This is a genomic window from Acidiphilium sp. JA12-A1 (genome assembly GCF_000724705.2).
Lineage (GTDB): Bacteria > Pseudomonadota > Alphaproteobacteria > Acetobacterales > Acetobacteraceae > Acidiphilium > Acidiphilium multivorum.
In genome coordinates, this window is record NZ_JFHO01000048.1 from 1 (window position 1) to 24157 (window position 24157).

Below are 24157 nucleotides of genomic sequence, written 5' to 3' on the forward strand. Positions count from 1 at the left end.
CCTCAGTTCGGCAAGGTCGAGCCGATCCAGTGCCTGCCCGACGTAATGCCCGATGATTCGCCAGAGCCGCTGGTCGGTGATAGCCATTTGCCGTGCCGCGCCTGTACCGGCATTTCGCGCGCCAGCATCAGCGCCACCTGCTCGAACAGCAGCGTGAAGCCGCTGCCTTCCCGCGCCCACGGTACCCGCACCCGCTTCACCCCGTGTTCCGGGCAGTCCGCGCGGGGCACCCGTGCAAGGATAATGCAGTGGTGCTGGAAGAAATTCAGATGCCGCCAGCGGAACTCGGCAAAGTCCATGTGCCTTGCAGACCCGACCGCATTCCGGGCAGGCAAACAGAGAACCCCCGATCCGCCTCCAGCCGCAGATGCAGCTCGTGTGGATGCTTCCCCGTCTCCAGATGCTGACCTGCCAGACGCCATGGCGGCGTAACTCCAAGACCCAGCGCCAGAACCTGTTCCGCATCCATCGCAGCCTCCCAAAACCTAAAGGGAGGCTATCCCATCAGACCAAAGCATTCAGCCCATTTCCATTCGTCGCGTCGAGGAGCCTTAAAGCATCGTTACCGGACCGGACGATTCCATCCGGGCGGGTGACGCTCCAGGCTGGCCGCGCCGGCCCGGATGCCGGGCGCGTCCCGCACGTGACGCCGCGGGCCGGCCTCCGCAACCCCTCGGGCGGCAAAACTCCTGTGCAGGGCGGGGCAGGGCGCGCGGCCCCGCCGCCCCTTGCGGTGCGGCGGCGTATGGCCGACATCAGGGCACCGGCGCCGCGTGCGGGCGCCGCCCCTGCCGGAGGTCGGAACGTGGATTACCTGGGAGCCCTGCGCCTGTTCGGCCGCGCGGTCGAGCTTGGCAGTTTCTCGAAGGCGGCCGAGGCGCAGGGGGCCAAGGTCTCGACCGTCTCGCGCGCCGTCGCCGCGCTCGAGGCGGATCTCGGCGTCGCCCTGTTCCACCGCTCGACCCGCCGCCTGCACCTCACCGAGCCGGGCGAGCAGTTCTATGCCCAGGTGCAGGCCATCCTCCGCAATCTCGACGAGGCGCGCGATTCGGTCGCGGCGATGCAGGCGCGGCCGCAGGGACTGCTGCGGCTCAACCTGCCCGGCGCCTTCGGCCGCCGCCATGTCGTGCCCTTCATTCCCGACTTCCTGAAGCTCTATCCCGGCCTCAGGCTCGAACTCTCCTTCACCGACGTGCGGATGGACCTGCTGGCCAGCGGCGCCGACCTCGCCATCCGCATCGGCCCGCTGATCGACTCGACGCTGATCGCCCGCAAGCTCGCCGGCCACCGCCGCGTCGTCTGCGCGAGCCCGTCCTACCTCGCCGGCGCCCCGCCGCTCGCCGCGCCGCGCGACCTGCTGCGGCACAACGCGCTGATCTACACGCTGCAGCCGACCGACCGCTGGTTCTTCCGCCGCGGCACCGAGGCGGGCGAGCCGGAGGAGGAGGTGCCGATCGCCGGCATTCTCCGCTCGGATGATTCCGAGGCGCTGCTCGACGCCGCACTCGCCGGCGTCGGCATCGCCCTGCTGCCGGTCTGGCTGGTCGGCGAGGATATCGCGCGCGGCCGGCTGGTCCGCCTGCTGCCCGACTGGTTCTCGATGATCTCGACCCGGCCCGGCGGGATCTATGGCATCTATCCGCCGCATGCGCGGATTTCCCCCAAGGTGCGCGCCTTTCTCGATTTCATCGAGACCAGGTTCGGCCGCCCGCCCTACTGGGATGCCGGCACCGGCTGAATGCCGCCCCGTCAACCGCACAAAGGACAAAGCCCGCGATGATCGTCCGCGATCGTGCCGATACGCTGACCCTGCTGACCACCCTGCGCGGATCGATCCTGCTGCGCGTCGCGCCGCGGCTGCTGGCCGTCTTTGTCCTCGCGCTCGGCGTGACGCTCGCCCATGCCGCCTATCCGCTCCCGCGCTGGCCGTTGGCGACGCTGCCCTTCACCCTGCTCGGCCTCGCCCTTTCGATCTTTCTCGGCTTCCGCAACAGCGCCTGCTACGACCGGTGGTGGGAGGGGCGGCGGCAATGGGGCGCGCTGATCGCGGAATCGCGCGCCCTGATCAGGGAGGTCGGCGCGCTCCTGCCGGAGGACGCGGCGCTGGCGCATCGCCTCGGCGGCCGCATCGTCGCCTTCGCCCATCTGCTGCGCGACCATCTGCGCGGCGAGGCGGGGGCGGGGTGGGAAGACTGGATCGCGCCCGCCGAGCGGGACTGGCTGGCCGGCCGGCAGAACCGGCCCGATGCCGCGCTGCGCCGGCTTTCGGGCGAACTCGCCGCCCTGGTCGCGGCCGGAAGGCTGAGCGACATGCTCTACCGCATTCTCGCCGAGCGGATTGCCGCGATGACCGGCATCCAGGCCGCGTGCGAGCGGCTGCGGGCCACGCCGCCACCCTTCACCTATTCCCTGCTGCTGCACCGCACCGCATGGCTGTTCTGCATCTTCCTTCCCTTCGGCTTCGTGCAGACCCTTGGCCTTGCGACCCCCGTCGTCACCGTGATCCTGGCCTATGCGTTCTTCGGCCTCGATGCGCTTGGCGACGAGCTCGAGGAGCCTTTCGCGCTGTCGCAGAACGCGCTGCCGCTCAACGCCTTCGTGCGGACGATCGAGATCGGGGTGCTCGAGGCGCTCGGCGCGGCCGACCTGCCGCCGCCGCTCCTGCCGGTCGATCACGTCCTGACCTGACCGCCCGCCTTGACAGGGCTGGATCAATGTCTACTTGGATTTCAGAAATTTCTGAAAGTTCAGGCAATGCCGTTATCCCCCCTCACCGAGGCCTTCGTGCTGCATTTCGGCGAAATGGGCAGCCATTGGGGCATCAACCGCACGGTGGGGCAGATCTATGCGTTGCTTTATGTCTCCGACCGCCCGCTGCCGGCCGACGAGATCGCCGAAACCCTGGGCTTCTCGCGCTCGAACGTGTCGATGGGGTTGAAGGAGCTGCAATCCTGGCGCCTGGTGCGGCTGCAGCATCTGCCGGGTGACCGGCGGGAGCATTTCTCCACCCCCGACGATATCTGGCAGATCGTCCGCACCCTCGCCGAGGAGCGGCGCCGCCGCGAGATCGACCCCACCCTCACCGTGCTGCGCGACCTGCTGATGGAGGCCCCCCGCTCGGAGGCCGACCGCCGCGCCCAGCGCCGCCTCGCCGAGATGCACGACCTGATCGAGCTGCTGATGCGCTGGTCGGAAGACGTGCAGAAGCTCGACAACAAGGATCTGGTCCAGCTCCTCCGCCTCGGCGGCCGCGTGGTCGCGCTGCTGGAACTGAAGAACCGTCTGCCGCTGCTCGGGCGCGGCAAGGCTGGCCGCTCCCGGCCCGAGACCACCGAAGCCGACACCCTCGCCGGCGCCGACGACAACCACAACAACGACGATACGGACAGAGAATGACAAGCTTGCATGCCGGCGGACTGGCGCTCGTGCTCGCGCGCGCCCAGTTCGGGTTTACCATCGCCTTTCACATCATGTTCCCGGCCTTCTCGATCGGGCTCGCCGCCTATCTCGCGGTGCTCGAGCTGATGTGGCTGGTCACCAAGCGCCCGGTCTATCTCGACGCCTACCGCTACTGGCTGAAGATCTTCGCCGTGATCTTCGCGATCGGCGTCGTCTCCGGCCTGGTGATGGCCTACGAGGTCGGCGCCAACTGGGCGGGTTATTCGGCCAAGGTCGGGCCGATCCTCGGGCCGCTGCTCGCCTGGGAGACGATGTCGGCCTTCTTCCTCGAGGCCGGCTTCCTCGGCATCATGCTGTTCGGGATGTCGCGCGTCGGCCCGAAGCTGCATTTCGCGGCGACCGCGCTGGTCTCGATCGGCACGCTGATCTCGGCCTCGTGGATCCTCGCCGCGAATTCGTGGATGCAGACGCCGCGCGGCTACGCCCTTGCCCCGGATGGCGCCTTCATCCCGAAGAACTGGCTCGCCATCATCTTCAACCCGACCTTCCCCTATATGTGGCTGCACATGGTGCTCGCCGCCTTCATCGCGACGGCGCTCGCCGTCGGCGCGGTCGGCGCGTTCCACCTGCTGCGCAACCCGAAGAACCCGGTCAGCCGGCTGATGTTCTCGATGGCGATGTGGCTGCTGACCATCGCCGTGCCGGTGCAGGGCTTCGTCGGCGACGAATCCGGCCGGGCGACGATGACCGACCAGCCGCTGAAGCTCGCCGCGATGGAGGGCGACTTCCACACCCGCGCCGGCCAGGCGCTGCACCTGTTCGGCTGGCCGAGCCGCAGCCTCGGCCGCCTGCTCTATGACGTGAAGATCCCCGATCTCGGCTCGCTGATCATCACCCACAAGCTGCATGGCGTGGTGCAGGGGCTGGATGCCTTTCCGAAGTCCGACTGGCCGGTGCTGATCCCCACCTTCTGGGGCTTCCGCGTCATGGTCGGGCTGTGGTCGCTGATGCTGTTGCTCGCCCTCGGCGCGCTGGCCCTGCGCCGCGGCGGCCGGCTCTACGAGAACGCCTGGTTCAAGCGCTTCGCGGTGGCGATGGGCCCGGCCGGCTTCCTTACCATCATCGCCGGCTGGGTGGTCACCGAAACCGGCCGCCAGCCCTGGACGGTCTATGGCGTGCTGCGCACGGTGCAGAGCGCCTCGCCGCTCACCCTGGGCGAGATCGTCTGGTCGTTCGGCATCATCATCGTGCTCTACACGCTCGTCTTCGGCGTCGGCATCCGCTACGTGCTCGGCCTGATGGCGCATGAGCCGACGGTGGGCGAACCGCCGCTGCGCGACGACAAGCCGCTGCGCAGCCACGGCCCGCACCGCCTGCACGATCCCGCGCCGGCCCCGAGCCCGGCGGAGTGATGGCCATGCTCAACGCCCATACCCTGCCGATCATCTGGGGCTGCATCATGGCCTTCGTGATCTTCGCCTATGTCGTGCTCGACGGGTTCGATCTCGGCGTCGGCATCCTGTTCGCGGCCGAGCGCGGCCGCGCCGAGCGCGACATCATGGTCAATTCCATCGCCCCGGTCTGGGATGGCAACGAAACCTGGCTCGTGCTCGGCGGCTCCGGCCTCTACGGCGCCTTCCCCGAGGCCTACAGCGTGATCCTGCCGGCGGTCTACCCGCTGGTGATCACCATGCTGATCGGCCTCATCCTGCGCGGCGTCGCCTTCGAGTTCCGCTTCCGCGCCCATACCGAGCGGCACCGGCTCAACTGGGATTACGGGTTCTGGTTCGGCTCGGTCATCGCCGCGTTCTGCCAGGGGGCGATCCTCGGCGCCGTGCTGCACGGCACCAAGGTCGCCGGCGGCCAGTTCGCCGGCGGGCCCTTCGCCTGGTTCTCCGCCTTCTCGGTGTTCACCGGCCTTGCGGTGGTCTGCGGCTACGCGCTGCTCGGCGCCGCCTGGCTGGTCTGGCGCACCGAGGGCGGGCTGCAGTTGCGGATGCGCCGCGAAGCCGCCCGGCTCACGGTGGGGATGCTCGCGGGCATCCTCGCCGTCAGCGTCTGGACCCCGCTGCTCGACCACGCCTATGCCGTGCGCTGGTTCACCTGGCCGGGCCTCGCCGTCACCGGCCTCGCCCCGCTCGCGGTGGCGGCGCTGGCCTTCTTCCTGTTCCGCGCCCTGCGCCACGGCGGCGCGGTGCATGACAGCACCGCCTTCCTCTGCGCGCTCGGCCTGTTCCTCGCCAGCTTTCTCGGCCTCGGCTTCTCGCTGTTCCCGCACATCATCCCGCCCGGCGTGACGATCTGGCAGGCCGCATCCCCCGTCGGCTCGCAGGAATTCCTGCTTGTCGGCGCGGTCGTCCTCATTCCGGTCATCATCGCCTACAACGCCTTTGCCTACACCATCTTCCACGGCAAGGTTGATCACGCGGCGTTCGATCATTGAGCCCGCTCCCGCCGGTCCGCCACCGGACCGGCGGGATGGCTGGACAGCATGTCCAAGCCGTGTTGATACCATAGCCGCAGGCAGCCACTCGCTGCCGCGCGGTTCCGGATGCAAAGGGGAAGACGATGGCGGGTAGTGTGAACAAGGTGATCCTGGTTGGAAATCTCGGGCGGGATCCTGAAATGCGGACGACCCAGTCCGGCATGAAGATCGTCAATCTCGCGGTCGCGACCTCGGAAACCTGGAACGACAAGATGAGCGGCGAGCGGCAGGAGCGCACCGAGTGGCACCGCGTCGTCATCATGAACGACCGGCTGGCCGACGTGGCGGAGCGCTTCCTGAAGAAGGGCTCGAAGATCTATCTCGAGGGCAAGTTGCAGACCCGCAAATGGACCGACCAGTCGGGCCAGGAGAAATACACCACCGAAATCATGTTGGGCCGGATCGGCGCCGAGCTGGTGCTGCTCGACCGTGCTGGCGCCGGGGCGGGCGGTGACGACATGCCGCGCCCGGCATCGCGGCCCTCCGGCGGCGGCGGTGCGCCGCGTGCCGGCGGATGGGATGCCGGGCGGGCCGGCGGCGGCGAACTCGACGACGAAATTCCGTTCTAGAGCACTTTCCGATCCTTTCGGATCGGATGTAGTGCTCTATCATATTGATAAACAGAGCATCTTTATCCGATCAGATGACTCCATCTGATCGGATGATGCTCTAGTGTCCTGCCCCTGAAATTCGTGGGTGAATTTCAGGGACAAGCAGGCCACTAAACTATTGTTTTTTCCCAGTGTCCACTTTGAATCTGAAATCCGATGGATTTCAGATTCGGGAGACTAGAGCACTTTCCGATCCTGTCGGATCGGATGTCGGGCTCTATCATGTTGATCACCAGAGCATCCTGATCCGGTCAGATGGAGCCGTCTGACCGGATGATGTTCCGGTTCGAATAAACTTCCGTGGTCGAGCCCACCTCCGTGGTCCAGCCCAGGGGGTTCACTCCAGGTCCGCATCGGTCGCTGGGCCGCGCACTTTCAATATTCGACGGCCGGCGCATCAGAATTTGACACGGACACCGGCATACCCCCCGATTGGCGCCGCGACCGAATAGGCCCGGGGATTGTTATAGCCGGAACCGAGGGTCAGCGCCTCGCCGGCGGGGCTGGAGAATCCGCCGAACTCGTAATATTTGGCGTCAGTGAGGTTGTCGACCTCGCCAAACACGGTGACGCGAGGCGTCACCTTGTAGCTCGTGTTGAAATTCAGCGTCACAAAGCCAGGCAACGGCGGCTGTTGATTGGACTGGTCGCCGTGCAGATAGGTATAGGTCTGCGCGTTGCCAGCCAGTCCGACCGTCCATTGTGGCGTGATCTTGTAGTCGGCGCCGAATTTAAAGATGTTCTTCGGAATGGCGGGCAGGAAGTCGCCTGGCTGGACAGTGATGACGCCGCCGACCGCCGAGGGATTGTGCGAACTGACCAGAAAGCCGCTCTGGTAAGTGGCCTGAATGCGCGAGTAGGTGAAATACGCGTCCCAGCGCCGTTCGTTGAGCTTCAGCGCCAGATCGACGCCCTGTCGCAGAACGCTGCCGATATTGGCAAAATATCCCGTATATTGGCCGAGATAGGGCGACTGGAGAAACTCGATGTCGTTGTTTGCGACGGCATGATAGTAATCGACGTTATAGGTTAGCGTGCCATTGTCCGGCACCAGGAAGGCGCCGCGCAGACCGGCTTCGAACGTGTGGGCAACGACCTGTTTCAGGTTCGGATCCGTCGCGATGAAGTTCGCCAGCGTGCACGAAGCGGTGGGGGACGCACAGGACAGTTCCGCAGGTGTCGGCACCGCGTTCGCCTCCGAATAGCTGCCATAGAGCGTGGCGAGCGGCGTCAGCTTGTAGGCGAAGCCGATATCCGGATTGAAGTGCTTGTAATAGTGCCGCGCGTTGAGCCCCTGCCTGCCGACATATTGATCCGGCGGATTGTGATTGTGCAGGGCGATGTTCGCGATGTTGAACCGGCCGCCGAGCGTCAGGGTCAATCGTCTGGTGAGGTCCAGCGTGTCGAGCAGGTAGAGGCCGTAATACGCGTTGCGCACCACGATTCCGACGGGGACGGCTCCCGCCTCGTCCGATTTGTAGCCCGGATAGGCGATCCCCGGCGGCGGCGCGTAGACGCGCTCGGCATTGAGAATGCCGTCGTAACTTGCCGCCGTGTAGTTCGTGAAACCTCCGTCGAAGCTGACGCCGGCGACAATGTGGTTTCGCAGTCCGAACACGCGCTGCTTGCGGGTGAGCTGCAGCGAGGCGCCATAGCCGTTTGTGTTGGTGGTGTTGACGGCGAGCGATCCGTAACGGCCGGTCGGAGACGCATAATACGGGACGTAGCCGCCACCCGCGAGCGTGGCGGGTGGATTGCCATCGGCATATGAGCCACCCTGACACATGTTGCCGCCATACGGGCCGGCGCCGCAGGGAAGATCGTTCGGCCCGTTGCCGTTGATCAGATGCTCCCAGAGATTGTCGTAGTACAGAACGGCCTGCAGCGATGTCCTGGCATTGATCCGGTCCGTCAGCGTGGCTGACAGCTTGGCGTATTTGTCCTCGATGGAATTGGGGCCGGTATATTCGGCATTCGGGTTGACGGCGAGGAGCTGAACGGGCGTCGCGGCCGGGCCGTTCAGGAACGAATGTCCCAGCGTGGCGTTGACGTGCAATTCCGCGCCGGGCCCGCGCCAGCCAAGATCGCCGTAGAAGCTTTCGAGCGCCGAGGATTGCGCATCGCGCCAGCCTGAACTCCGCGCTCCCTGGATCGCGGCGTAGGCGGCCACGTTGCCGTGCTGCACGCCGTATTGCGCGTTGCCGCGGAACGTGCCGAACGATCCGCCCGAGGCCTCGACCTCCGCGCCATGATAGGTGAAGCCGTTCTTCATCTGAACGTCGAGCGCGCCGCCAAGGGCGTTGAGGCCGAATAACGGGTTGGCGTCCTGCACGCTGATGGACCGGATGGCGACCTGGGGCAGCACGCTCCATAGCGCGAGGTCGCCGAACGGCACGTTGAACCGGGCGCCGTTCACGTAGACGCTGATGCCCTCCGGCGTTCCCTGGATCGGCGAGAGCGTGAACCCGTGATAAATGATGTCCGGCTGATACGGATTGGCCTGGCTGTTCTGCAGGTTCACGCCCGAGGCGGAGCGGTCCAGCGCCGAAACCACGCTCGGGTTGCCGTTCCGGTTGATCTGCCTGCTGCCGAACTGCTGGATCGCCGCCGGCCATTTTCCTGCATTGATCTCGGCGCCGCCAAGCGGCGCCACATTCACGCGGATCGTGCGGATCCCGATCGGGGATTTCGATGATGCGGCCTTGGCCGGCGGCGTTTCGGCACCGGCTGCAGGCGCGACCACGATCGGGTTCTGGGCCGGCGGGACGACCTGCCCGTCGGCGATGCCGGCACTTGCCGCCAGACCGGCCGATACGGCCATGGCGCAAAATGAAAACGAGCGCATTCCGCCGCTCGGGAAATCCCGCTTTTCCATCCCTGTTTCCTCCGCGGCTGAGCCAGCTACAAATGCTTATCGTCGAATCGGTGCAAGGAAAAAATGTACGGTCACCCACATTTTTGCCCCTCTTACCGAATATTTATCTTAAACTGCAAGTGGTGTATCGGGAAAAAATCCCGAATCGACCGCGCGCCGGGGAATAAGATCGTGAGGCGAGCCCGCCCTCTCATCCGCCGCTGGAACGGTCTTCCGCACCGATGCCGAGCTGTTTCAGCTTGCGATGCAGCGCGCTGCGCTCCATGCCGACGAAATGGGCGGTCCTGCTGATATTGCCGCCGAACCTCAGCAATTGCGCCTGCAGATACTGGGTTTCGAAAACGTCCCGTGCCTCGCGCAGGGGCAGGGCCATGATGTCGGCAAGCGGATCGATCGCCAGCGCGCGGGGGGCGTGCGCGCCGATCTCCGCGGGCAGATGCTCTGCGCGGAACGGTTCGCCGGACTCGCCGGGATGCATGATCATCAGCCAGTCCATCACGTTGCGCAACTGGCGCACATTGCCTGGCCAGTCATGCACCTGCAACGCCGCCAGCGCTTCCGAGGACAGGGAGCGCAGCGGCAGGCCCGAGGTTTCGGCCGCGCGGTTGAGAAAATGCCGCGCGAGCGCGGGGATGTCCTCGCGTCGTTCCCGTAGCGACGGGACGCGCAGCGGAACCACCGCGAGCCGATAATAGAGATCCTGCCTGAACTTGCCGGCTCCGATCGCGGTTTGCAGGTCGCGCGCGGTACTCGCGATGATCCGCACGTCCACCTTCACCCGCGTCGAACCGCCGATGCGCTCGAAGCTCTGGTCTTGCAGCACGCGAACGATCTTGCCCTGCGTTTCCAGCGGCATGTCGGCGATTTCGTCAAGCAGGAGCGTGCCGCCATGCGCGCGTTCCAGCACGCCCGCACGCCGCGGCGGCGCCTTGGGATCGGCGCTGGCCTCGGTGCCGAAAAGCTCCACCTCGAATCGCTCGGGGGCGAGGGTCGCGCAGTTCAGCACCACGAAAGGCTGGTCGGCGCGTTTCGAGCGCGCATGGATCATCCGCGCCACCACTTCCTTTCCCGATCCCGCCGCGCCCGAAAGCAGCACGCGCGAGCCGGTGGGCGCGACCTTCTCGATCGCATGGCGCAGGCCGGTGACCGCGGCGCTCTCGCCCGTCAGGTTCGTTTCCGTGCCGGCCCGCAAGCGGAGTTCGGCGTTTTCCGCGGCAAGGCGGGCGGCTTCCAGGGCCCGCTGGATCACGAGGAGCAGGCGGTCGGACTTGAAGGGCTTTTCGATGAAGTCGTAGGCACCGTGCTGGATCGCGTTCACCGCCATCTCGATCGTGCCATGGCCGGAGATGATGACCACGGGGACGTCTTCCGCCTCGGCCTTCATCACCTTCAGCAGGTCGATCCCGTCGAGCGGGGAATTCTGCAGCCACACATCCAGCACGACGAGCGACGGCCGGCGGTCCCGAAAGGCGGCGAGCGCCTCATCCGAATTGCCGGCATTGCGCGTCGTGTAGCCTTCATCCTGCAGGATGGCCTCGACCAGAAGCCGGATGTCGGGTTCGTCATCGATGATCAGAATCTCGGACATTTGTCTCCTAACCCGCCTTCAGCACCAGCGTTACGGTGGCGCCCGGCCCGTCCTCGCGGTCGGCAAGCTCGAGCCTGCCGTGGTGATCTTCCATGATCTTGCGCACGATGGCGAGGCCGAGGCCGGTGCCCTTCGGCTTCTGCGTTATATATGGTTCCGCAAGCCTTGTGCGATCCTGCACCGGCAACCCGATTCCGTCATCCGTCACCGCCAGGCGGAATTCATCGCCATGCGGGTCGATCCGCAGCCTCACATGGCCCCGGGCCGCTTCGCGCCCGGCATTATCCGGGCGCATCGCGATGGCATCCGCGGCATTCTGCAACAGGTTCGTCAGTGCCTGGCCGATCAGCCGGGCGTCGCACGCGGCGCGCGGCGCGGGATCGGGGCATTCGACCGACCACTCGATTCCAGGATGTGCCGCGCGTTGCAGGATCACGGCCTCGCGCGCGATCCGGCCGAGGTCTTCGGGCTTGATGATCGGCTGCGGCATCCGCGCGAAGGCGGAGAACTCGTCCACCATTCGGCCGATGTCGCCGACATGGCGCACGATCGTGTCGGCGCATTGGGTGAAACTGTCCTTGTCCGAGGTGATTTCCCGGGCGAAGCGCCGTTTCAGCCGCTCGGCGGAAAGCTGGATCGGGGTCAGGGGGTTCTTGATCTCATGGGCGATGCGCCGCGCCACGTCGGCCCAGGCGGCCTTGCGCTGGGCGGATTGCAGTTCGGTGATGTCATCGAAGGTGACGACAAAGCCGGTCGGCCGCTCGCCCTTCAGGTCAGCGCCGATCCGGACCAGGAACACGCGCCGCTCGGAACCCTTCGCATAGTCGACCTCCCCGGTCGCCGGCCGGCTCGGGGTGTCCCGCGCCTGGTCGAGCAGCGGGGCGAAATCCGGCACGATTCCGGCCAGCTCTCCTCCGAGATGGTTCAGCAGGTCGATGCCGAGCAGTTCCGACGCCGCGCGATTCGGCAATTCGATCCGCCCTCGCGGGTCGAGGCCGATCACGCCGGCCGAAACGCCGGCCAGCACCGTTTCGGTGAAGCGGCGGCGTTCGTCGATCTGGCCGTAGGCGTTCATCAGTTCGGCGCGTTGCTCGGCGATCTGCCCGGTCATCCGGTTGAAGGCCCGGGACAGCCCGGCGACGTCGTCTCCCGTGTCGCCTTCCGGCACGCGGACATGATAGTCGCCGCCACGAACCCGCTCGGCCGCCTCGATCAGGTAGGAGATCGGCCGGGCGATCTGGTTGGCGAACAGCAGCCCGATCAGCGAGGCGCCGGAGAGCACCAGCAGGGCGACGGTCGCGAAGATCAGCGCGAAGAACAGCTCGAACTGGGCGCGATGGTGTTCGAGCCGGTTGTATTCGGCAACGGCCTGGCGGGTGCGGTCGACATGGGCGAGGATGGACGGGTCGATCGGCCGCTCGACCATCAGCATGAGCGTCGGCGTCGCCTCCAGTTCGACGACGGCGCGCTCGAGCATGGAGTTGGGCGTGCTCCATACCGCGACCTGGTGCTTCTCCGCTTCGGCGATGATGCGGTCGGGGGGCAGCGTCACGCCTTCCGAGGAGAACAGCCCGGCCGAGGCGACCACCTTGTTGGTCAGGGGCTCGAATATCGCCGACTGGGTCAGGCCGTGCAGGGCGGTCTGCGCGACCAGCACGTTCAGGAAGCCCTGATCGAAGAAGTTCTGCGGATTGCCGAAGAAGATCGGCCCGTTCTGGTTGAGCTGGTTGGCGATGGCCAGGGCATCGAGCCGGATGCTGTTCTTCTTGGCGTCGAGATATCCCTCGGCCACCTGCTGGCTTTCGGCCAGCGCCGTGCGCACCCGCTGGTTGAACCAGGCCTGGATGCCGAGATTGAAGAACACGGCGGCGAAGATCGCGACCAGGATGGCCGGCACCGCGGCCACGCCGCCGAACAGCAGCACGAGCCGCACATGCAGCCGCGCGCCCGCCGCGCCGCGGCGGCTTTCCATCAGCACCCGCGTGACGCTCGCCACCAGCACGGTGATCAGCAGCAGGAGGATCGCGATGTCGCCGATCGCGAGGCCGACGGCCGCACCCGAATGCAATTCGAGCTTGATGCCGCCGGCGAGATAGGCGAACGAACCGATCCCGAGCAGCAGGGCGAGGGTCGCCAGGATCAGGGTCGAGACCCGGCCAAGCAGGAAATCCAGCGGTCCGCTCCGGCGCGGCCTCGCCGGCAGTTTCAGAAGTTCGGCCTGCGGTTCCACGTTGCCCTCAGCCCACCCGGCGCGTGACGCCGATTTCGTGCTCTCGGATCTTCTTGCGCAGCGTGTTGCGGTTGAGGCCGAGCAGGGCCGCGGCGCGAATCTGGTTGCCGCGCGTCTCCCCGAGCACGAGGCGGATCAGCGGCGCCTCGAAGGCGGCGAGCACGCGGTCGTAGAGCACGCCGTCCTCGCCCGCTTCGCGCGCCTCGGTCATCAGCCGGGCGACATGCCGCTCGATGACGCGCTCAAGCGCCTGCGGCGTATCCGGCGTCGGCTCGGCCCCGGCAGGGGGTGGGGCATCCTCGATCGCGCGATCCGAAAGTTCGGCCTCGATGATCTCCTCGCTGATCGTCGACTGCGGCACCAGCGCGGACAGGCGGCGCATCAGGTTTTCCAGTTCGCGCACATTGCCCGGCCAGCGATACTGCGACAGCCGGACCATGGCCTCGGGGGCAAGGGTCTTGGATGGCAACCCTTCGGCTTGCGCGCGGTTCAGGAAATGCTGCGCGAGCAGCGGAATGTCGCCCGGCCGTTCGCGCAGGGATGGCAGGCGGATCGGCACGACATTGAGGCGGTAGAACAGGTCTTCGCGGAACTGGCCCGAGCGGATCAGCACCCGCAGGTCGCGATGGGTCGCGGCGACGATGCGGGCATTCGCGCGGATCGGCTGGCGGCCGCCGACCGTCGTGAACTCGCCTTCCTGCAAGACACGCAGCAGGCGGGTCTGCGCCTCCGGCGGCATGTCGCCGATCTCGTCGAGGAACAGCGTCCCGCCGGCGGCCTGCTCGAAGCGGCCGACATGCCGGTTGGCGGCACCGGTGAAGGCGCCGCGCTCGTGGCCGAACAGCTCGCTTTCGATCAGCTCGCGCGGGATGGCGGCCATGTTGATCGCAACGAACGGCCCCTGCCGCCGGCGTCCGTAATCGTGCAGGGCGCGGGCGACGAGCTCCTTGCCCGAGCCCGATTCGCCGGTGATCATCACGGTGAGGTCGGTCGTCGTCAGCCGGGCGATGACGCGGTAGATCTCCTGCATGGCGGCCGAACGGCCGATCAGCGGGAGATTGTCCTCCGGCGCGCCGGAAGGTTCGGCCGGCGCCTGCATCGCCGGCTGCTTCAGGGCGCGATCGACGATTGCGAGCAGCTCGCCGAGATCGAACGGCTTCGGGAGATATTCGAAGGCGCCCCGCTGGGTGGACTGCACGGCCGTCAGGATGGTCGACTGCGCGCTCATCACCAGCACCGGCATTTCCGGCCGGATGCGCTTGATCCGGGGAACGAGGTCGAGCCCGTTTTCGTCGGGCATCACCACATCGGTGATGACGAGGTCGCCCTCGCCATCCTCGACCCAGCGCCAGAGCGTTGCGGCGGAGGAGGTGGTGCGGACCTGGTATCCCGAACGTCCGAGCGCCTGGGTCAGCACCGTGCGGATCGAGCGGTCGTCATCGGCGATCAGGATGGTCGGCAGGGTGGTCATGGCGGGCCCTCGGCGCGATCTTCGAACTGCGGCAGATGGATACGGAATTCGGTGCGGCCGGGCCGGCTGTCGACATTGATGAGCCCGCCGTGATCGGCCACGATCTTGGCGACCAGCGCGAGGCCGAGGCCGGAGCCGGCCGCCTTGGTGCTGACGAAGGGCTCGAAGAGGTGGCGGCGGATATCCTCGGGGATTCCCGCGCCGTTGTCGCGCACGGAAATGAAGATCGGCAGGTTGCGCTGGCCGCGGGCAGGGGAGGCGGCGAGCCGCACGCCATGCTGGAAGCCGGTGGCCAGCGTGATCTCGCCATCCGGCCGTTCCGTCTCGCTGATCGCCTCGGCCGCGTTCTTCATGAGATTCAGCAGAACCTGGACGAGCTGGTCGCGATTGCCGAGCACCGGCGGCAGTGACGGATCATAGGCCTCGACGAAGCGGATCCGCGCGCCGAAGCCGGACTGGGCCAGGCGCCTGACATGCTCGAGCACCCGGTGAATGTTTACGGCCGTCACATCGATCGGCTTGTCGCTGAACACCTCGATGCGTTCGACGAGTTCGCGGATGCGGTCGACCTCGTCGCGGATCAGCACGGCGAGTTCGCGGTCCTCGGGCGCCGCGTTGGCCTCGAGCAGCTGCGCGGCGCCGCGGATGCCCGACAAGGGATTCTTCACCTCGTGCGCGAGAACGGCGGCCATGCCGGTGATGCTGCGGGCCGCGTTGCGGGCCGAAAGCTGCTGGTCGAGCGCCCGGGCGGCCGAACTGTCCTGCATCGTGACCGCGAGATGGCCCGGCGCATCCACGATCGCGGCAACCTGCATCGACACGCCGCGCCGGGCGAAGCGCGGGCCTTCGAGCACGAGGTCGTGTTCGGCGATCGGCGCTTCGTCGCGTCGGGCGCGGTCGAGCAGGATGAAGATGGGATGGTCGGCCGGGATGAATTCGTGCAGCGGCTTGCCGGCAAGGAAGGCCTGCGACGAGCCGAACATTTCCTCCGCCGCGTAATTCGCGAAGAGGAACCGGTCGTCCGCGTCGAGTTCGATGACGGCGAGAGGCAGCGCCGCCAGCAACTGGCGGGAATCGATCGGCGGTTCCGGCTGCCTCGTCACCGCCCCCCGGCGCCGGAATGCGCCGCGCAGGCCGCTCATGCGGCCGCCTGCACCGGTGCGTCCGTCTCGCCCATCGCCCGCGCGTAGATGTCGTGGATCATCGCCTCGACGGCGGCGGAATCGTCTTGCCGGTTGACGGCCGCACGGAATTCGGCGGCGCCCGGCAGGCCGCGCACATACCACCCGATATGCTTGCGCGCCACGCGCAGCCCGGGCTGTTCGCCGTAATGCGCCCGCATCGCGCGGTAATGGCCGATGAGCACATCGCGCCGCATTTCCATGTCCGGCGCCGGCAGCTTCTGGCCGGTGGCGAGATACCGCGCCACCTGGGCGAGAAACCAGGGGCGTCCGTAGGCGCCGCGGCCGATCATCACGCCGTCGGCCTGCGAGCGGCGCAGCGCTTCCTCGGCCTCGTCCTCGGTCGTGATGTCGCCGTTGGCGATCACGGGGATGGCGACGGCCGCCTTCACCGAGGCGATGAAATCCCAGTCCGCCGTACCTTCGTAGAATTGCTGGCGGGTGCGGCCATGCACCGTGACCATGGCGATGCCGCTTTCCTGGGCGATCCGCGCGAGGGTGGGCGCGTTCAGGCTCTGCCGGTCCCAGCCCATGCGCATCTTCAGCGTCACCGGCACGTCGACCGCCTTCGCCGTGGCTTCGAGGATGCGGCCGGCCTGCACCTCGTCGCGCATCAGCGCCGAGCCTGCCATCTGTCCCACCGCCACCTTCTTCACCGGGCAGCCGAAATTGATGTCGACCAGATCGGCGCCGCCGGCGACGGCGATGCGCGCGGCTTCCGCCATCGCAGCCGGGTCGCAGCCGGCGAGCTGAACCGAGTTCGGCCCCGTGCCCTCGTCGACCGAGGCCATGCGAAGTGTCGCCGCGTTCTCGCGGATCATCGCCCAGGAGGCGATCATCTCCGACACCACGAGCCCGGCACCCATCGACTTGACCAGCCGCCGGAACGGCAGGTCGGTGACGCCGGACATCGGCGCCAGGATCACCGGCGTCTCGATCGTCACGTCGCGCGCGGCGCCGCCCGGCGCCTTGAGCCGGATCGGGTGCAATTTCGGGAAGCTTCTCATCTCGTTGCCCATGAATTAAGCACTACAGGCCCGGGCATTGACGCGCAATCGTCCAGTTGCCAAAGCCGCGCTGTTCCTGCGCACATTGTGCCTGCAAGCCAACTGGAGAACCCGGCCCATGGATATCAAGACCCTTCTCGCCAGCGGCGCGCTGCCCCGCGTGGGCACCGGCTACGACGTGCATGTGCTGGCCGAGGGACGGAAACTGATGCTGTGCGGCATCGAGGTGCCGCACGAAAAGGGGCTCGCCGGGCATTCCGACGCCGATGTGGCGCTGCATGCGCTCTGCGATGCGATCTACGGCGCGATGGCCGAGGGCGATATCGGCCGGCATTTCCCGCCCTCCGAAGCGACGTGGAAGGATGCCGATTCGGCGCGCTTCCTGCGGCATGCCGCGGGCCTCGTCGCGGAAAAGGGCGGGGCGATCGCGAATATCGACATCACCATCATCTGCGAGCGCCCCAAAATCACCCCGCATGCGCTGGCGATGCGCACCCGCGTGGCCGGGCTTGCCGGCGTGCCGCTCGATCGTGTGTCCGTGAAGGCGACGACCTCGGAACGCCTCGGCTTCACCGGTCGGGGCGAGGGGATCGCCGCCCAGGCCGCGGTGCTGCTGCTGATGCCGTTCGCCGCGTGAGCGGGAACGGCCTGCGGGGCTAGCCGCCCTGCGGGCGAGGCTTCTTGAGCACGACAAGCGAGACCGCCGCGGCCCCGAGGCAGATCCAGGCGGAGAGACGGAGCGCGTCGTCGAGGCTCCAGGTGCTCGCATCGAGTTGCAACCGGCCGGCGATCATCGCCATGGTCTGCGCGTGGGACATGCCGTCCTGCCGCGCGTGGGCGAGCGCCTGGCGAACCAGCGACTCGCTCATGGCGCTGCGGGTCAGCGCCGCGACGGATTCGGTGTGCCGCTGCCATAGCGTCTGCAACATGGTGACCCCGACGATGTCGCTGGCAAGGCGGATGAAATTGCTCGTCGTCGAGGCCGCGGCCAGATCGTCCGCCGGGATCTCCGACAGGATGATCATCGTGAGCGGCACGAACAGCATGCCCACGGCAATGCCTTGCAGCAATTCGCTCGGCACCGTCGCCGCGAGGCCGATCTCGGGATTGTAGACCGCCATCGCGAAGGCGATCGCGAAAAGCAGGAAACACAGTGCCGCGAGCATGCGCAGGCTGACATGCCGGGCGATGCGCCCCATGGCGGAGGCCACCGGGATCGCGGTCAGCGCCAGCGGGATCAGCAACACGCCGCCCCACCAGCCATTGTAGCCGAGATCGACCTCGGTCCAGAGCGGGAGGATCGAACTCCAGCCGACGAAGATCGACCAGCCGAGGCACAGCAGCAGCAGGCCGAACCCGAAATTCCGGTTGGTCACGAAGCGCAGTTCGAGCAGCGGCGCCTCGCTCGTCAGTTCCCAGATGATGAAGCAGCCGAGCAACAGGATCGCGGCGACCGTGTAGCGCTGGATGAAGGGCGAGCCGAACCAGCCGAACTGCTCGCCCTGGTTCAGCACGATCTGCAGCGCGATCAGCCCGAGCCAGAGCAGGGCGAGGCCGACAAGATCGAAGGGCGGCGGCGGCGCCGTCGGGCGGTCTTCCGGCAGGGAGACGCGGATCAGCACGAAGGCGAGCAGGGCGAAGGGGATGACCAGCCAGAATAGGTCGATCCAGTCGTAATTCACCGCCAGCCAGCCGCCGAAGGCCGGGCCGAAGAAGAACGGCACCAGCATCGAATTGCTCCAGAGCGCCGTCGCCAGCGTGTGATGGCGCTTCGGGAAATGGCGCAGCAGCAGCGTCTGCACCAGCGGCACCAGCAGGCCGGACGAAATGCCCTGCACGCCGCGCGCGACCAGCATCGTCATCAGCGAATGGGACAGGATTCCCATCCCCGCGCCGATCGCCAGCATGATCATGCTGGCGAGGAACAGTCGCTTGAAGCCGAGCTTGCGGGCGAACCAGGGCATCAGCGCGATGCCGAGGGCCCAGTGAATGAGGAAGTAGGTGAGCGTCCACAGCGCGTGATCGCTGCTGGTCGCCAGCCGGCCGGCGACATAGGGGTAGATGCTCTGCAGCGAGCCGCCGCAGAATGAGCCCGCGGCAAGGCCGAGGCAGGCGCCGATCGTCATCGGCACCAGGGCGACCTCGTTCTTCCGGCCCGCGCGCGAGCGGGCATCAAGTTCGCGTGTGGATGATGAGACAGACATACTGCCCGAAAATAGAAAAGCCGCCGTCCATGTCCAGATGGCGCGGCGGGGTTCAGCCCTGCGAAAACGGGAACATGCGCCAGCCTGGCGCAGATTTCGTTAACCGTTTCGTGCAAGGATCCCGGCATTCCGTCGGGGCTGCCATTTGTTGCGCTGCGGTAGCATCGGCGGACCGGCAGGCGTATACGCGCAACCACAACCAGACCATGGGGGATCAACGATGATCGCAACCTCGCCCGCCCTCGCCAAGACCCTTGTCACCGCCCTGCCGGGCGATGGGATCGGCCCCGAAGTCTTCGAGGCGACGCGCCGCATCTTCGAGGCCGCCGAAGCGCCGGTCGAGTGGGAGGTTGCCGAAGCCGGCGCCGCCGTGTTCAGGAAGGGCATCGCCTCCGGCGCGCCGCGCGAAACCCTCGATTCCATCGCGCGCAACCGCATCGCCCTCAAGGGGCCGCTGGAAACGCCGGTCGGCTACGGCAACAAGTCGGCCAACGTCACCCTGCGCAAGCATTTCGAGCTCTATGCCAATATCCGCCCGGTCCGCGAGCTGCCCGGGGTGAAGACGCCGTTCACCGGGCGCGGGATCGACATGGTCATCGTCCGCGAGAACGTGGAGGACGTCTATGCCGGCATCGAGCACATGCAGACTCCGGATGTCGCCCAGTGCCTCAAGCTGATGACGCGGCCGGGCTGCGAGCGCATCATCCGCGCCGCCTTCGGCCTTGCCCAGGCGGAGGACCGCCGGAAGCTGACCTGTGCCACCAAGGCGAACATCATGAAGCTCACCGAGGGCATGATGAAGCGCGTCTTCGAGGAAGTCGGTCCCGATTATCCGGATATCGCGCAGGATCACATCATCATCGACAACTGCGCCCATCAGCTCGTCATCGCCCCCGAGCAGTTCGACGTGATCGTGACCTCGAACATGAATGGCGACATCATTTCCGATCTCGCCGCCGGGCTGGTCGGTGGCCTCGGCATCGCGCCATCCTCCAATCTCGGCGATCACGCGGCGATCTTCGAGGCGGTGCACGGCTCGGCGCCGGCCATCGCCGGCAAGGGGCTCGCCAACCCGACCGCGCTGCTGTCCGCCGCGATCATGATGCTCCGCCATATCGGCGCCTTCGAGACGGCCGAGACGATCGAGCAGGCGCTGTTCATCACCCTCGCCGAGGGGGAGAACCTGACCGGCGACCTCTCGCCGCGCGGCCATGGCGTCGGCACCGACAAGTTCGTCGGCCAGGTCATCGAGAATCTCGGCCGCACGAGCAATCTCCCGTCGCGCGCCTACCGGCCGCTCGAGCTCAAGGCGTGGCCCGACCGCACCGCCCATACGGAGCCCGCAAGCCGCGAACTGATTGGCGTCGACATCTTTCTGGAAAGCAGCCTTTCCGCGGCCGAGCTGGGCGCCTCCCTCACCGCGATTGCCGAGGGCAGTGCGCTCCGCCTCGACTCGATCTCGAATCGCGGCGTCCAGGTATGGCCGGCGACCGGCGGCAGGACCTTCCTCGTCGACCATTTCGATTGCCGCTTCATGCTCAATGAACCCGCGGCCGGAAACGGGCCGCAGGGCATTTCCGACCTCGTGAAGGCGATCGGACAGAAGCATTCCTGGATGCATGTCGAGAAGCTGCAACGGTTCGATGGCAAGGACGCCTTCGAACGGCCCCAGGGCGAAAGCTGATCGGCGCTATTTGAAGATGCGCTGGCGGACGAAGCGTCGTGCCGCCAGCCAGCCGCACAGCGAGGCGAGACCGGAAACCACACCACCCCAGACAATGTCGGTCAGGCTCAGCCCGAGAGTCCAGTATTTCAAGGTGGCGAGATTGGTAAGGTCGTAGAGGCCGTAGGTGAACACGCCGAAGCAGAACCCGTATCCAAAGGCTGCGGCCCGGCCGGCCGCGACGGCGCGCGGCCGCACGAACATCGTGAGCCCGAGCACTTGCAGCAGATAGACGGCAAGGGCTGGCGCAGGCCTGAACCCCGGGATCATGATGCCCCCGAGAGAGGCGCGATAGATGGCGTTCGCGGTCAGGCCCAGCCAGACCGCATCGAGAAGCAGATACGCCAGCAGGCAGGCCGTATAGAACACGATGATTGCGCGCATGGGGATCTCCCGGACCGTTCTGGCGGATATGCGCGGTTTGCGATCATTCACAAGCCGCATTGCGATAGGGTGGATTCCGCCGCTCGATCAACCTTCTGTCAATCTCAATGATTTAACGTGCATTCCTGATACCATGGTGGCACTTCATGCCGGAAGCCAGTCTTAAAGGTTGACAGAAAGGAGGCTTGCGATGCGTCTCTCCCGTCGCTTCCTGCTCGATTCGGGGGTCAAGGCCACGATCACCCTGCCGCTCTGGATGCAGTCGGCGCTGGCGCGTGCTGTTCCCGGCCCTGCGCCGCGCCTGAGCCGGGCCGCCTGGCGCGAGGCCACCGGCAGGCGTCTCGTGGTCATCGATCCCGGTCATGGCGGCCACGATCCGGGCTGCATCGGTCAAGGCGACATTTACGAAAAGACGGTCGTGCTCTCCACGGCATACGACCTGCGGCACGCGCTCGAGCGTGCCGGCTATGACGTGGTGATGACGCGTTCGCGCGATATCTTCATCCCGTTGCAGACGAGGGTGGATATTGCCGAGCGGCATAAGGCGGCGCTCTTCCTCTCGATCCACGCGAACTCGGTGGCGCACGATCCCGCGGTGCGGGGCGCCAGCGTCTATACGTTCTCGAACCATGCCTCCGATGCGCTCGCCGCCAAAATCGCGCGTTCGGAGAACAGCGTCGAGCGGATATCGAACCCCAATTTCCGCGGCGTTTCGCCCCAGGTGGCAAAAATCCTGTTCGCGCTGATGGCGCACAGCACCAAGATCGAGTCGCATCTTCTGCAGCAGAAAATGGTCGGCGCGCTTGGCCAGCATGTGCCGTTGCTGCCGAATCCGGCCCGCCACGCAACCTTCGCGGTGCTCCAGTCCTCGGCAATTCCGAGTGTTCTCGTCGAGACGGCCTTCCTGTCGAATCCGCAGGACGAGGCGGAACTGCGCACGCCCGTCTTCCGTCGCCGCGTTGCGCAGTCGATGAAGTCGGCGGTCGATGCCTGGTTCCTCGCCCGGCAGCACGCCGTCGCAAACTTGTAGGAGTATATCCCTACGGCGGCGATGATGTCCGCATCCGGAAATAGGGCGGACTCTCGACCGGCTTGCCGCCTCGAAAGGTGAGGATCGCCGCGGCGCGGACGATTGTTGGATCGACGAGGGGCGCACCCGGCGCGTAGTAGGGCCCGGCAAGGCGAACCTCGCCATGCCCGATCGCGACATCCAGCGCGCACGGGTTCCGGACCGTGACGAGTTCGCCGCGTGAACCGACGAGCCCAACGGTTCCTTCGCCGCAATCCGCGCCGGTGTTGTGCTCGGCAACAATCGCGAAGCGCCGTCCGCCAAGCACGGCGATGCCGGCCAGATGCGCGCGCTGCTGCGGAAACCAGCGCGGCGCGCCGGCCGGCCGGACAAGGCGCGGGATCAGCTGTGCGGGATCACCAGGACTTGAAAAGATGACCCTTCCGTTGTTCCGGACGGAGAGAAAATACTGGAAATTTCCCGGCCCGCGGGGAGAGCGGCGCAATGTTGCCGAGAGCGGTCCGGATGCGGCGTGCCCGACGGGTTCCGATCCTTGCCCCGTCGAACAGGCAACCAGCAAGACTGCGAGCGCGGGAAGCGCTGCCCGCACCGGTCAGTGGCCAGAAGCTCGGCGAGCCTCGATCCGATCCCAGATCGTTGCTTCCAGATGCAGGCCGTTGAAGCGCGCGACCTGTTGCAGCCCGGTCGGGGAGGTGACGTTGATCTCGGTGAGGTAGTCGCCGATCACGTCGATCCCGGCAAAAAGCAGTCCGCGCTCCTTGAGCGTCGGTCCGATCCGCGCGCAGATCTCACGGTCGCGCGCCGTCATTTCGGTGGGTGCGGCGATGCCGCCCGCGTGCATGTTGGATCGGGCGTCTCCCTCCGCCGGCACACGGTTGATCGCGCCCAGCGGCTCGCCATCGATCAGGATGATCCGCTTGTCGCCGGCCCGCACGGCCGGCTCGTAGCGCTGCACCATCAGCGGTTCGCGCGAACCGGCGAAATGCGTGTCGAGCAGGGCGCCGAGATTCTCGTCATCCGGCTTGATGCGGAAGATGCCCATGCCGCCATTGCCGTAGAGCGGCTTGACGATGATGTCCTTGTGACGGGCGCGGAATTCGCGGATGGCGGTGCGGTCCCAGGCAATCAGCGTGGGCGGCATCAGGTCCGGAAAGTCCGTCACCAGCAGCTTTTCCGGTGCGTTGCGCACCGCGGCGGGATCGTTGACGACGAGCGTCCGCGGATGGATGTGCTCGAGCAGGTGCGTCGCCGTGATGTAGCCCATGTCGAACGGTGGATCCTGGCGCATCAGCACCACGTCCATCACCGCGAGATCCATCGTTTCCGCGGGGCCGAACGCGAAGTGGTTGCCGGCTTCGCGCCGCACCGTCACCGGCCGGAGCCGCGCGTTGAGCGCGCCGTTCTCGAGCCACATGTCGCGCACGGTATAGTGCCAGAGCGCATGGCCCCGGCGTTGTGCCTCGAGCATCAGAACAAAGGTCGAATCACCGTCGATATCGACGCTTTCCATCGGATCCATCTGGACCGCGACCCGCAAACCGCTCATGCGCCCTCCCGTGATCTTCGGCCGCCGGTTCGCGCCACGTGAACCGCTCCGCCTTGTCGGCTTGCTGGATATCAGGAGGCGCGCTGCTGTTCCAGACTGGCAACGCAGGTCGCATCCGCGACGCCGCGAGGGGCCGCCCGCGCAAGGCGCACGACGGGCGCGCCTTTTGCGCCGCGGTACAGAATCACGTCGAGCCTGCAGATCGGCGAATGATAGAGCCAGACCTCGGCAGGTCCGTCGACGCGGAGAAGGGATGGTTCGCCAAGATCAGCCTTCAATGTTTCCGGCGTTGCCCCGATCAGCCTGGCCGAGGCGGGCTTGGGCCCGGTATCGGCCAGACCGGTCTTCGGGTTGTGCGGTGCGGCACAACCCGCCAGCGCGCCGGAGGCGAGCAAGATCAGAACGCGGCTGCGTTTCATTCGG

At 66.6% G+C, this 24157-nt stretch carries 20 protein-coding genes and 1 pseudogene; 9 read left to right on the forward strand and 12 right to left on the reverse strand.

Going from position 1 to position 24157, the window contains the following annotated elements:
- Positions 1-469 (reverse strand): annotated as a pseudogene (locus RT91_RS22525) (helix-turn-helix domain-containing protein); the annotation flags it as partial.
- 336 nt (positions 470-805) lie between these two features.
- On the opposite strand from RT91_RS22525, the gene RT91_RS09575 reads away from it, so the two are divergent.
- From RT91_RS09575 to ssb, 6 genes are all read left to right on the forward strand, one after another.
- Positions 806-1738 (forward strand): LysR family transcriptional regulator, encoded by a 933-nt coding sequence (locus RT91_RS09575; protein WP_007424563.1) that lies wholly within the window; start codon positions 806-808, stop codon positions 1736-1738.
- A 38-nt stretch (positions 1739-1776) separates the two neighbouring features.
- Complete coding sequence (locus RT91_RS09580; RefSeq protein WP_012039770.1) at positions 1777-2688, forward strand: bestrophin family protein; 912 nt, start codon at positions 1777-1779, stop codon at positions 2686-2688.
- Between the two features lie 66 nt (positions 2689-2754).
- The gene (locus tag RT91_RS09585; RefSeq protein ID WP_012039769.1) at positions 2755-3396 is read left to right on the forward strand and encodes a GbsR/MarR family transcriptional regulator; all 642 of its coding nucleotides are present in this window, start codon (positions 2755-2757) and stop codon (positions 3394-3396) included.
- Complete coding sequence (locus tag RT91_RS09590) at positions 3393-4811, forward strand: cytochrome ubiquinol oxidase subunit I (protein ID WP_013640504.1); 1419 nt, start codon at positions 3393-3395, stop codon at positions 4809-4811. Before RT91_RS09585 ends, RT91_RS09590 begins: the two co-directional genes overlap by 4 nt.
- 5 nt (positions 4812-4816) lie before the next feature.
- A complete protein-coding gene (gene cydB, locus RT91_RS09595) occupies positions 4817-5842 on the forward strand; it encodes a cytochrome d ubiquinol oxidase subunit II (protein ID WP_013640503.1) in 1026 nt (341 codons plus the stop codon).
- A 125-nt stretch (positions 5843-5967) separates the two neighbouring features.
- Entirely contained in the window at positions 5968-6453 is a 486-nt protein-coding gene (gene ssb, locus RT91_RS09600; protein WP_012039766.1) for a single-stranded DNA-binding protein, read from the forward strand.
- Between the two features lie 439 nt (positions 6454-6892).
- Here the strand turns inward: ssb and RT91_RS09605 are convergent, their stop codons facing one another.
- The 6 genes from RT91_RS09605 to dusB all read right to left on the reverse strand — a co-directional run bounded on the left by RT91_RS09605 (position 6893) and on the right by dusB (position 16847).
- The gene (locus RT91_RS09605; protein ID WP_035187046.1) at positions 6893-9370 is read right to left on the reverse strand and encodes a TonB-dependent receptor; all 2478 of its coding nucleotides are present in this window, start codon (positions 9368-9370) and stop codon (positions 6893-6895) included.
- A 190-nt stretch (positions 9371-9560) separates the two neighbouring features.
- Positions 9561-10958 carry a sigma-54 dependent transcriptional regulator gene (locus RT91_RS09610; protein ID WP_007424570.1) on the reverse strand — a complete coding sequence of 466 codons (1398 nt, stop codon included), beginning with the start codon at positions 10956-10958 and terminating at the stop codon, positions 9561-9563.
- Positions 10959-10965: 7 nt separating this feature from the next.
- Positions 10966-13188: a PAS domain-containing sensor histidine kinase gene (locus RT91_RS09615; protein ID WP_035187049.1), complete on the reverse strand. Its 2223-nt coding sequence runs from the start codon at positions 13186-13188 to the stop codon at positions 10966-10968.
- A 7-nt stretch (positions 13189-13195) separates the two neighbouring features.
- The gene (gene ntrC / locus RT91_RS09620) at positions 13196-14659 is read right to left on the reverse strand and encodes a nitrogen regulation protein NR(I) (protein ID WP_013640501.1); all 1464 of its coding nucleotides are present in this window, start codon (positions 14657-14659) and stop codon (positions 13196-13198) included.
- Complete coding sequence (locus RT91_RS09625) at positions 14656-15801, reverse strand: nitrogen regulation protein NR(II) (protein WP_007424574.1); 1146 nt, start codon at positions 15799-15801, stop codon at positions 14656-14658. The genes ntrC and RT91_RS09625 overlap by 4 nt, the downstream gene beginning before the upstream one ends.
- Positions 15798-16847, reverse strand: coding sequence for a tRNA dihydrouridine synthase DusB (dusB, locus tag RT91_RS09630; protein WP_240314251.1), 1050 nt, complete (start codon positions 16845-16847; stop codon positions 15798-15800). The genes RT91_RS09625 and dusB overlap by 4 nt, the downstream gene beginning before the upstream one ends.
- A 118-nt stretch (positions 16848-16965) precedes the next feature.
- On the opposite strand from dusB, the gene ispF reads away from it, so the two are divergent.
- Positions 16966-17484: a 2-C-methyl-D-erythritol 2,4-cyclodiphosphate synthase gene (gene ispF / locus RT91_RS09635; protein WP_007424575.1), complete on the forward strand. Its 519-nt coding sequence runs from the start codon at positions 16966-16968 to the stop codon at positions 17482-17484.
- Positions 17485-17503: 19 nt separating this feature from the next.
- On the opposite strand, the gene RT91_RS09640 is transcribed toward ispF, so the two are convergent.
- Positions 17504-18973: a DHA2 family efflux MFS transporter permease subunit gene (locus tag RT91_RS09640; RefSeq protein WP_231295419.1), complete on the reverse strand. Its 1470-nt coding sequence runs from the start codon at positions 18971-18973 to the stop codon at positions 17504-17506.
- A gap of 298 nt (positions 18974-19271) precedes the next feature.
- On the opposite strand from RT91_RS09640, the gene RT91_RS09645 reads away from it, so the two are divergent.
- Positions 19272-20735, forward strand: coding sequence for an NADP-dependent isocitrate dehydrogenase (locus RT91_RS09645; RefSeq protein ID WP_007424577.1), 1464 nt, complete (start codon positions 19272-19274; stop codon positions 20733-20735).
- Positions 20736-20741: 6 nt separating this feature from the next.
- On the opposite strand, the gene RT91_RS09650 is transcribed toward RT91_RS09645, so the two are convergent.
- Positions 20742-21158, reverse strand: a complete 417-nt coding sequence (locus tag RT91_RS09650) for a DUF2177 family protein (RefSeq protein WP_012039762.1) — start codon at positions 21156-21158, stop codon at positions 20742-20744.
- A gap of 190 nt (positions 21159-21348) precedes the next feature.
- Between RT91_RS09650 and RT91_RS09655 the strand changes: the two genes are divergently transcribed.
- Entirely contained in the window at positions 21349-22188 is an 840-nt protein-coding gene (locus RT91_RS09655; RefSeq protein WP_007424579.1) for an N-acetylmuramoyl-L-alanine amidase, read from the forward strand.
- Positions 22189-22198: 10 nt separating this feature from the next.
- On the opposite strand, the gene RT91_RS09660 is transcribed toward RT91_RS09655, so the two are convergent.
- The 3 genes from RT91_RS09660 to RT91_RS09670 all read right to left on the reverse strand — a co-directional run bounded on the left by RT91_RS09660 (position 22199) and on the right by RT91_RS09670 (position 24153).
- Positions 22199-22672 (reverse strand): hypothetical protein, encoded by a 474-nt coding sequence (locus RT91_RS09660; RefSeq protein ID WP_231295253.1) that lies wholly within the window; start codon positions 22670-22672, stop codon positions 22199-22201.
- A 108-nt stretch (positions 22673-22780) separates the two neighbouring features.
- A complete protein-coding gene (gene gshB / locus RT91_RS09665; RefSeq protein ID WP_013640495.1) occupies positions 22781-23734 on the reverse strand; it encodes a glutathione synthase in 954 nt (317 codons plus the stop codon).
- A 71-nt stretch (positions 23735-23805) separates the two neighbouring features.
- Positions 23806-24153 carry a hypothetical protein gene (locus RT91_RS09670; protein WP_007424582.1) on the reverse strand — a complete coding sequence of 116 codons (348 nt, stop codon included), beginning with the start codon at positions 24151-24153 and terminating at the stop codon, positions 23806-23808.
- Positions 24154-24157: the final 4 nt, after the last annotated feature.

Bases quoted from the DNA above. Each gene is read 5' to 3' on its own strand.
- RT91_RS09580 (WP_012039770.1), top strand. From the start codon at position 1,777: ATGATCGTCCGCGATCGTGCCGATACGCTGACCCTGCTGACCACCCTG.
- RT91_RS09585 (WP_012039769.1), top strand. From the start codon at position 2,755: ATGCCGTTATCCCCCCTCACCGAGGCCTTCGTGCTGCATTTCGGCGAA.
- RT91_RS09590 (WP_013640504.1), top strand. From the start codon at position 3,393: ATGACAAGCTTGCATGCCGGCGGACTGGCGCTCGTGCTCGCGCGCGCC.
- cydB (WP_013640503.1), top strand. From the start codon at position 4,817: ATGCTCAACGCCCATACCCTGCCGATCATCTGGGGCTGCATCATGGCC.
- ssb (WP_012039766.1), top strand. From the start codon at position 5,968: ATGGCGGGTAGTGTGAACAAGGTGATCCTGGTTGGAAATCTCGGGCGG.
- RT91_RS09605 (WP_035187046.1), bottom strand. From the start codon at position 9,370: ATGGAAAAGCGGGATTTCCCGAGCGGCGGAATGCGCTCGTTTTCATTT.
- RT91_RS09610 (WP_007424570.1), bottom strand. From the start codon at position 10,958: ATGTCCGAGATTCTGATCATCGATGACGAACCCGACATCCGGCTTCTG.
- ntrC (WP_013640501.1), bottom strand. From the start codon at position 14,659: ATGACCACCCTGCCGACCATCCTGATCGCCGATGACGACCGCTCGATC.
- RT91_RS09625 (WP_007424574.1), bottom strand. From the start codon at position 15,801: ATGAGCGGCCTGCGCGGCGCATTCCGGCGCCGGGGGGCGGTGACGAGG.
- dusB (WP_240314251.1), bottom strand. From the start codon at position 16,847: ATGAGAAGCTTCCCGAAATTGCACCCGATCCGGCTCAAGGCGCCGGGC.
- ispF (WP_007424575.1), top strand. From the start codon at position 16,966: ATGGATATCAAGACCCTTCTCGCCAGCGGCGCGCTGCCCCGCGTGGGC.
- RT91_RS09640 (WP_231295419.1), bottom strand. From the start codon at position 18,973: ATGACGATCGGCGCCTGCCTCGGCCTTGCCGCGGGCTCATTCTGCGGC.
- RT91_RS09645 (WP_007424577.1), top strand. From the start codon at position 19,272: ATGATCGCAACCTCGCCCGCCCTCGCCAAGACCCTTGTCACCGCCCTG.
- RT91_RS09650 (WP_012039762.1), bottom strand. From the start codon at position 21,158: ATGCGCGCAATCATCGTGTTCTATACGGCCTGCCTGCTGGCGTATCTG.
- RT91_RS09655 (WP_007424579.1), top strand. From the start codon at position 21,349: ATGCGTCTCTCCCGTCGCTTCCTGCTCGATTCGGGGGTCAAGGCCACG.
- gshB (WP_013640495.1), bottom strand. From the start codon at position 23,734: ATGAGCGGTTTGCGGGTCGCGGTCCAGATGGATCCGATGGAAAGCGTC.
- RT91_RS09670 (WP_007424582.1), bottom strand. From the start codon at position 24,153: ATGAAACGCAGCCGCGTTCTGATCTTGCTCGCCTCCGGCGCGCTGGCG.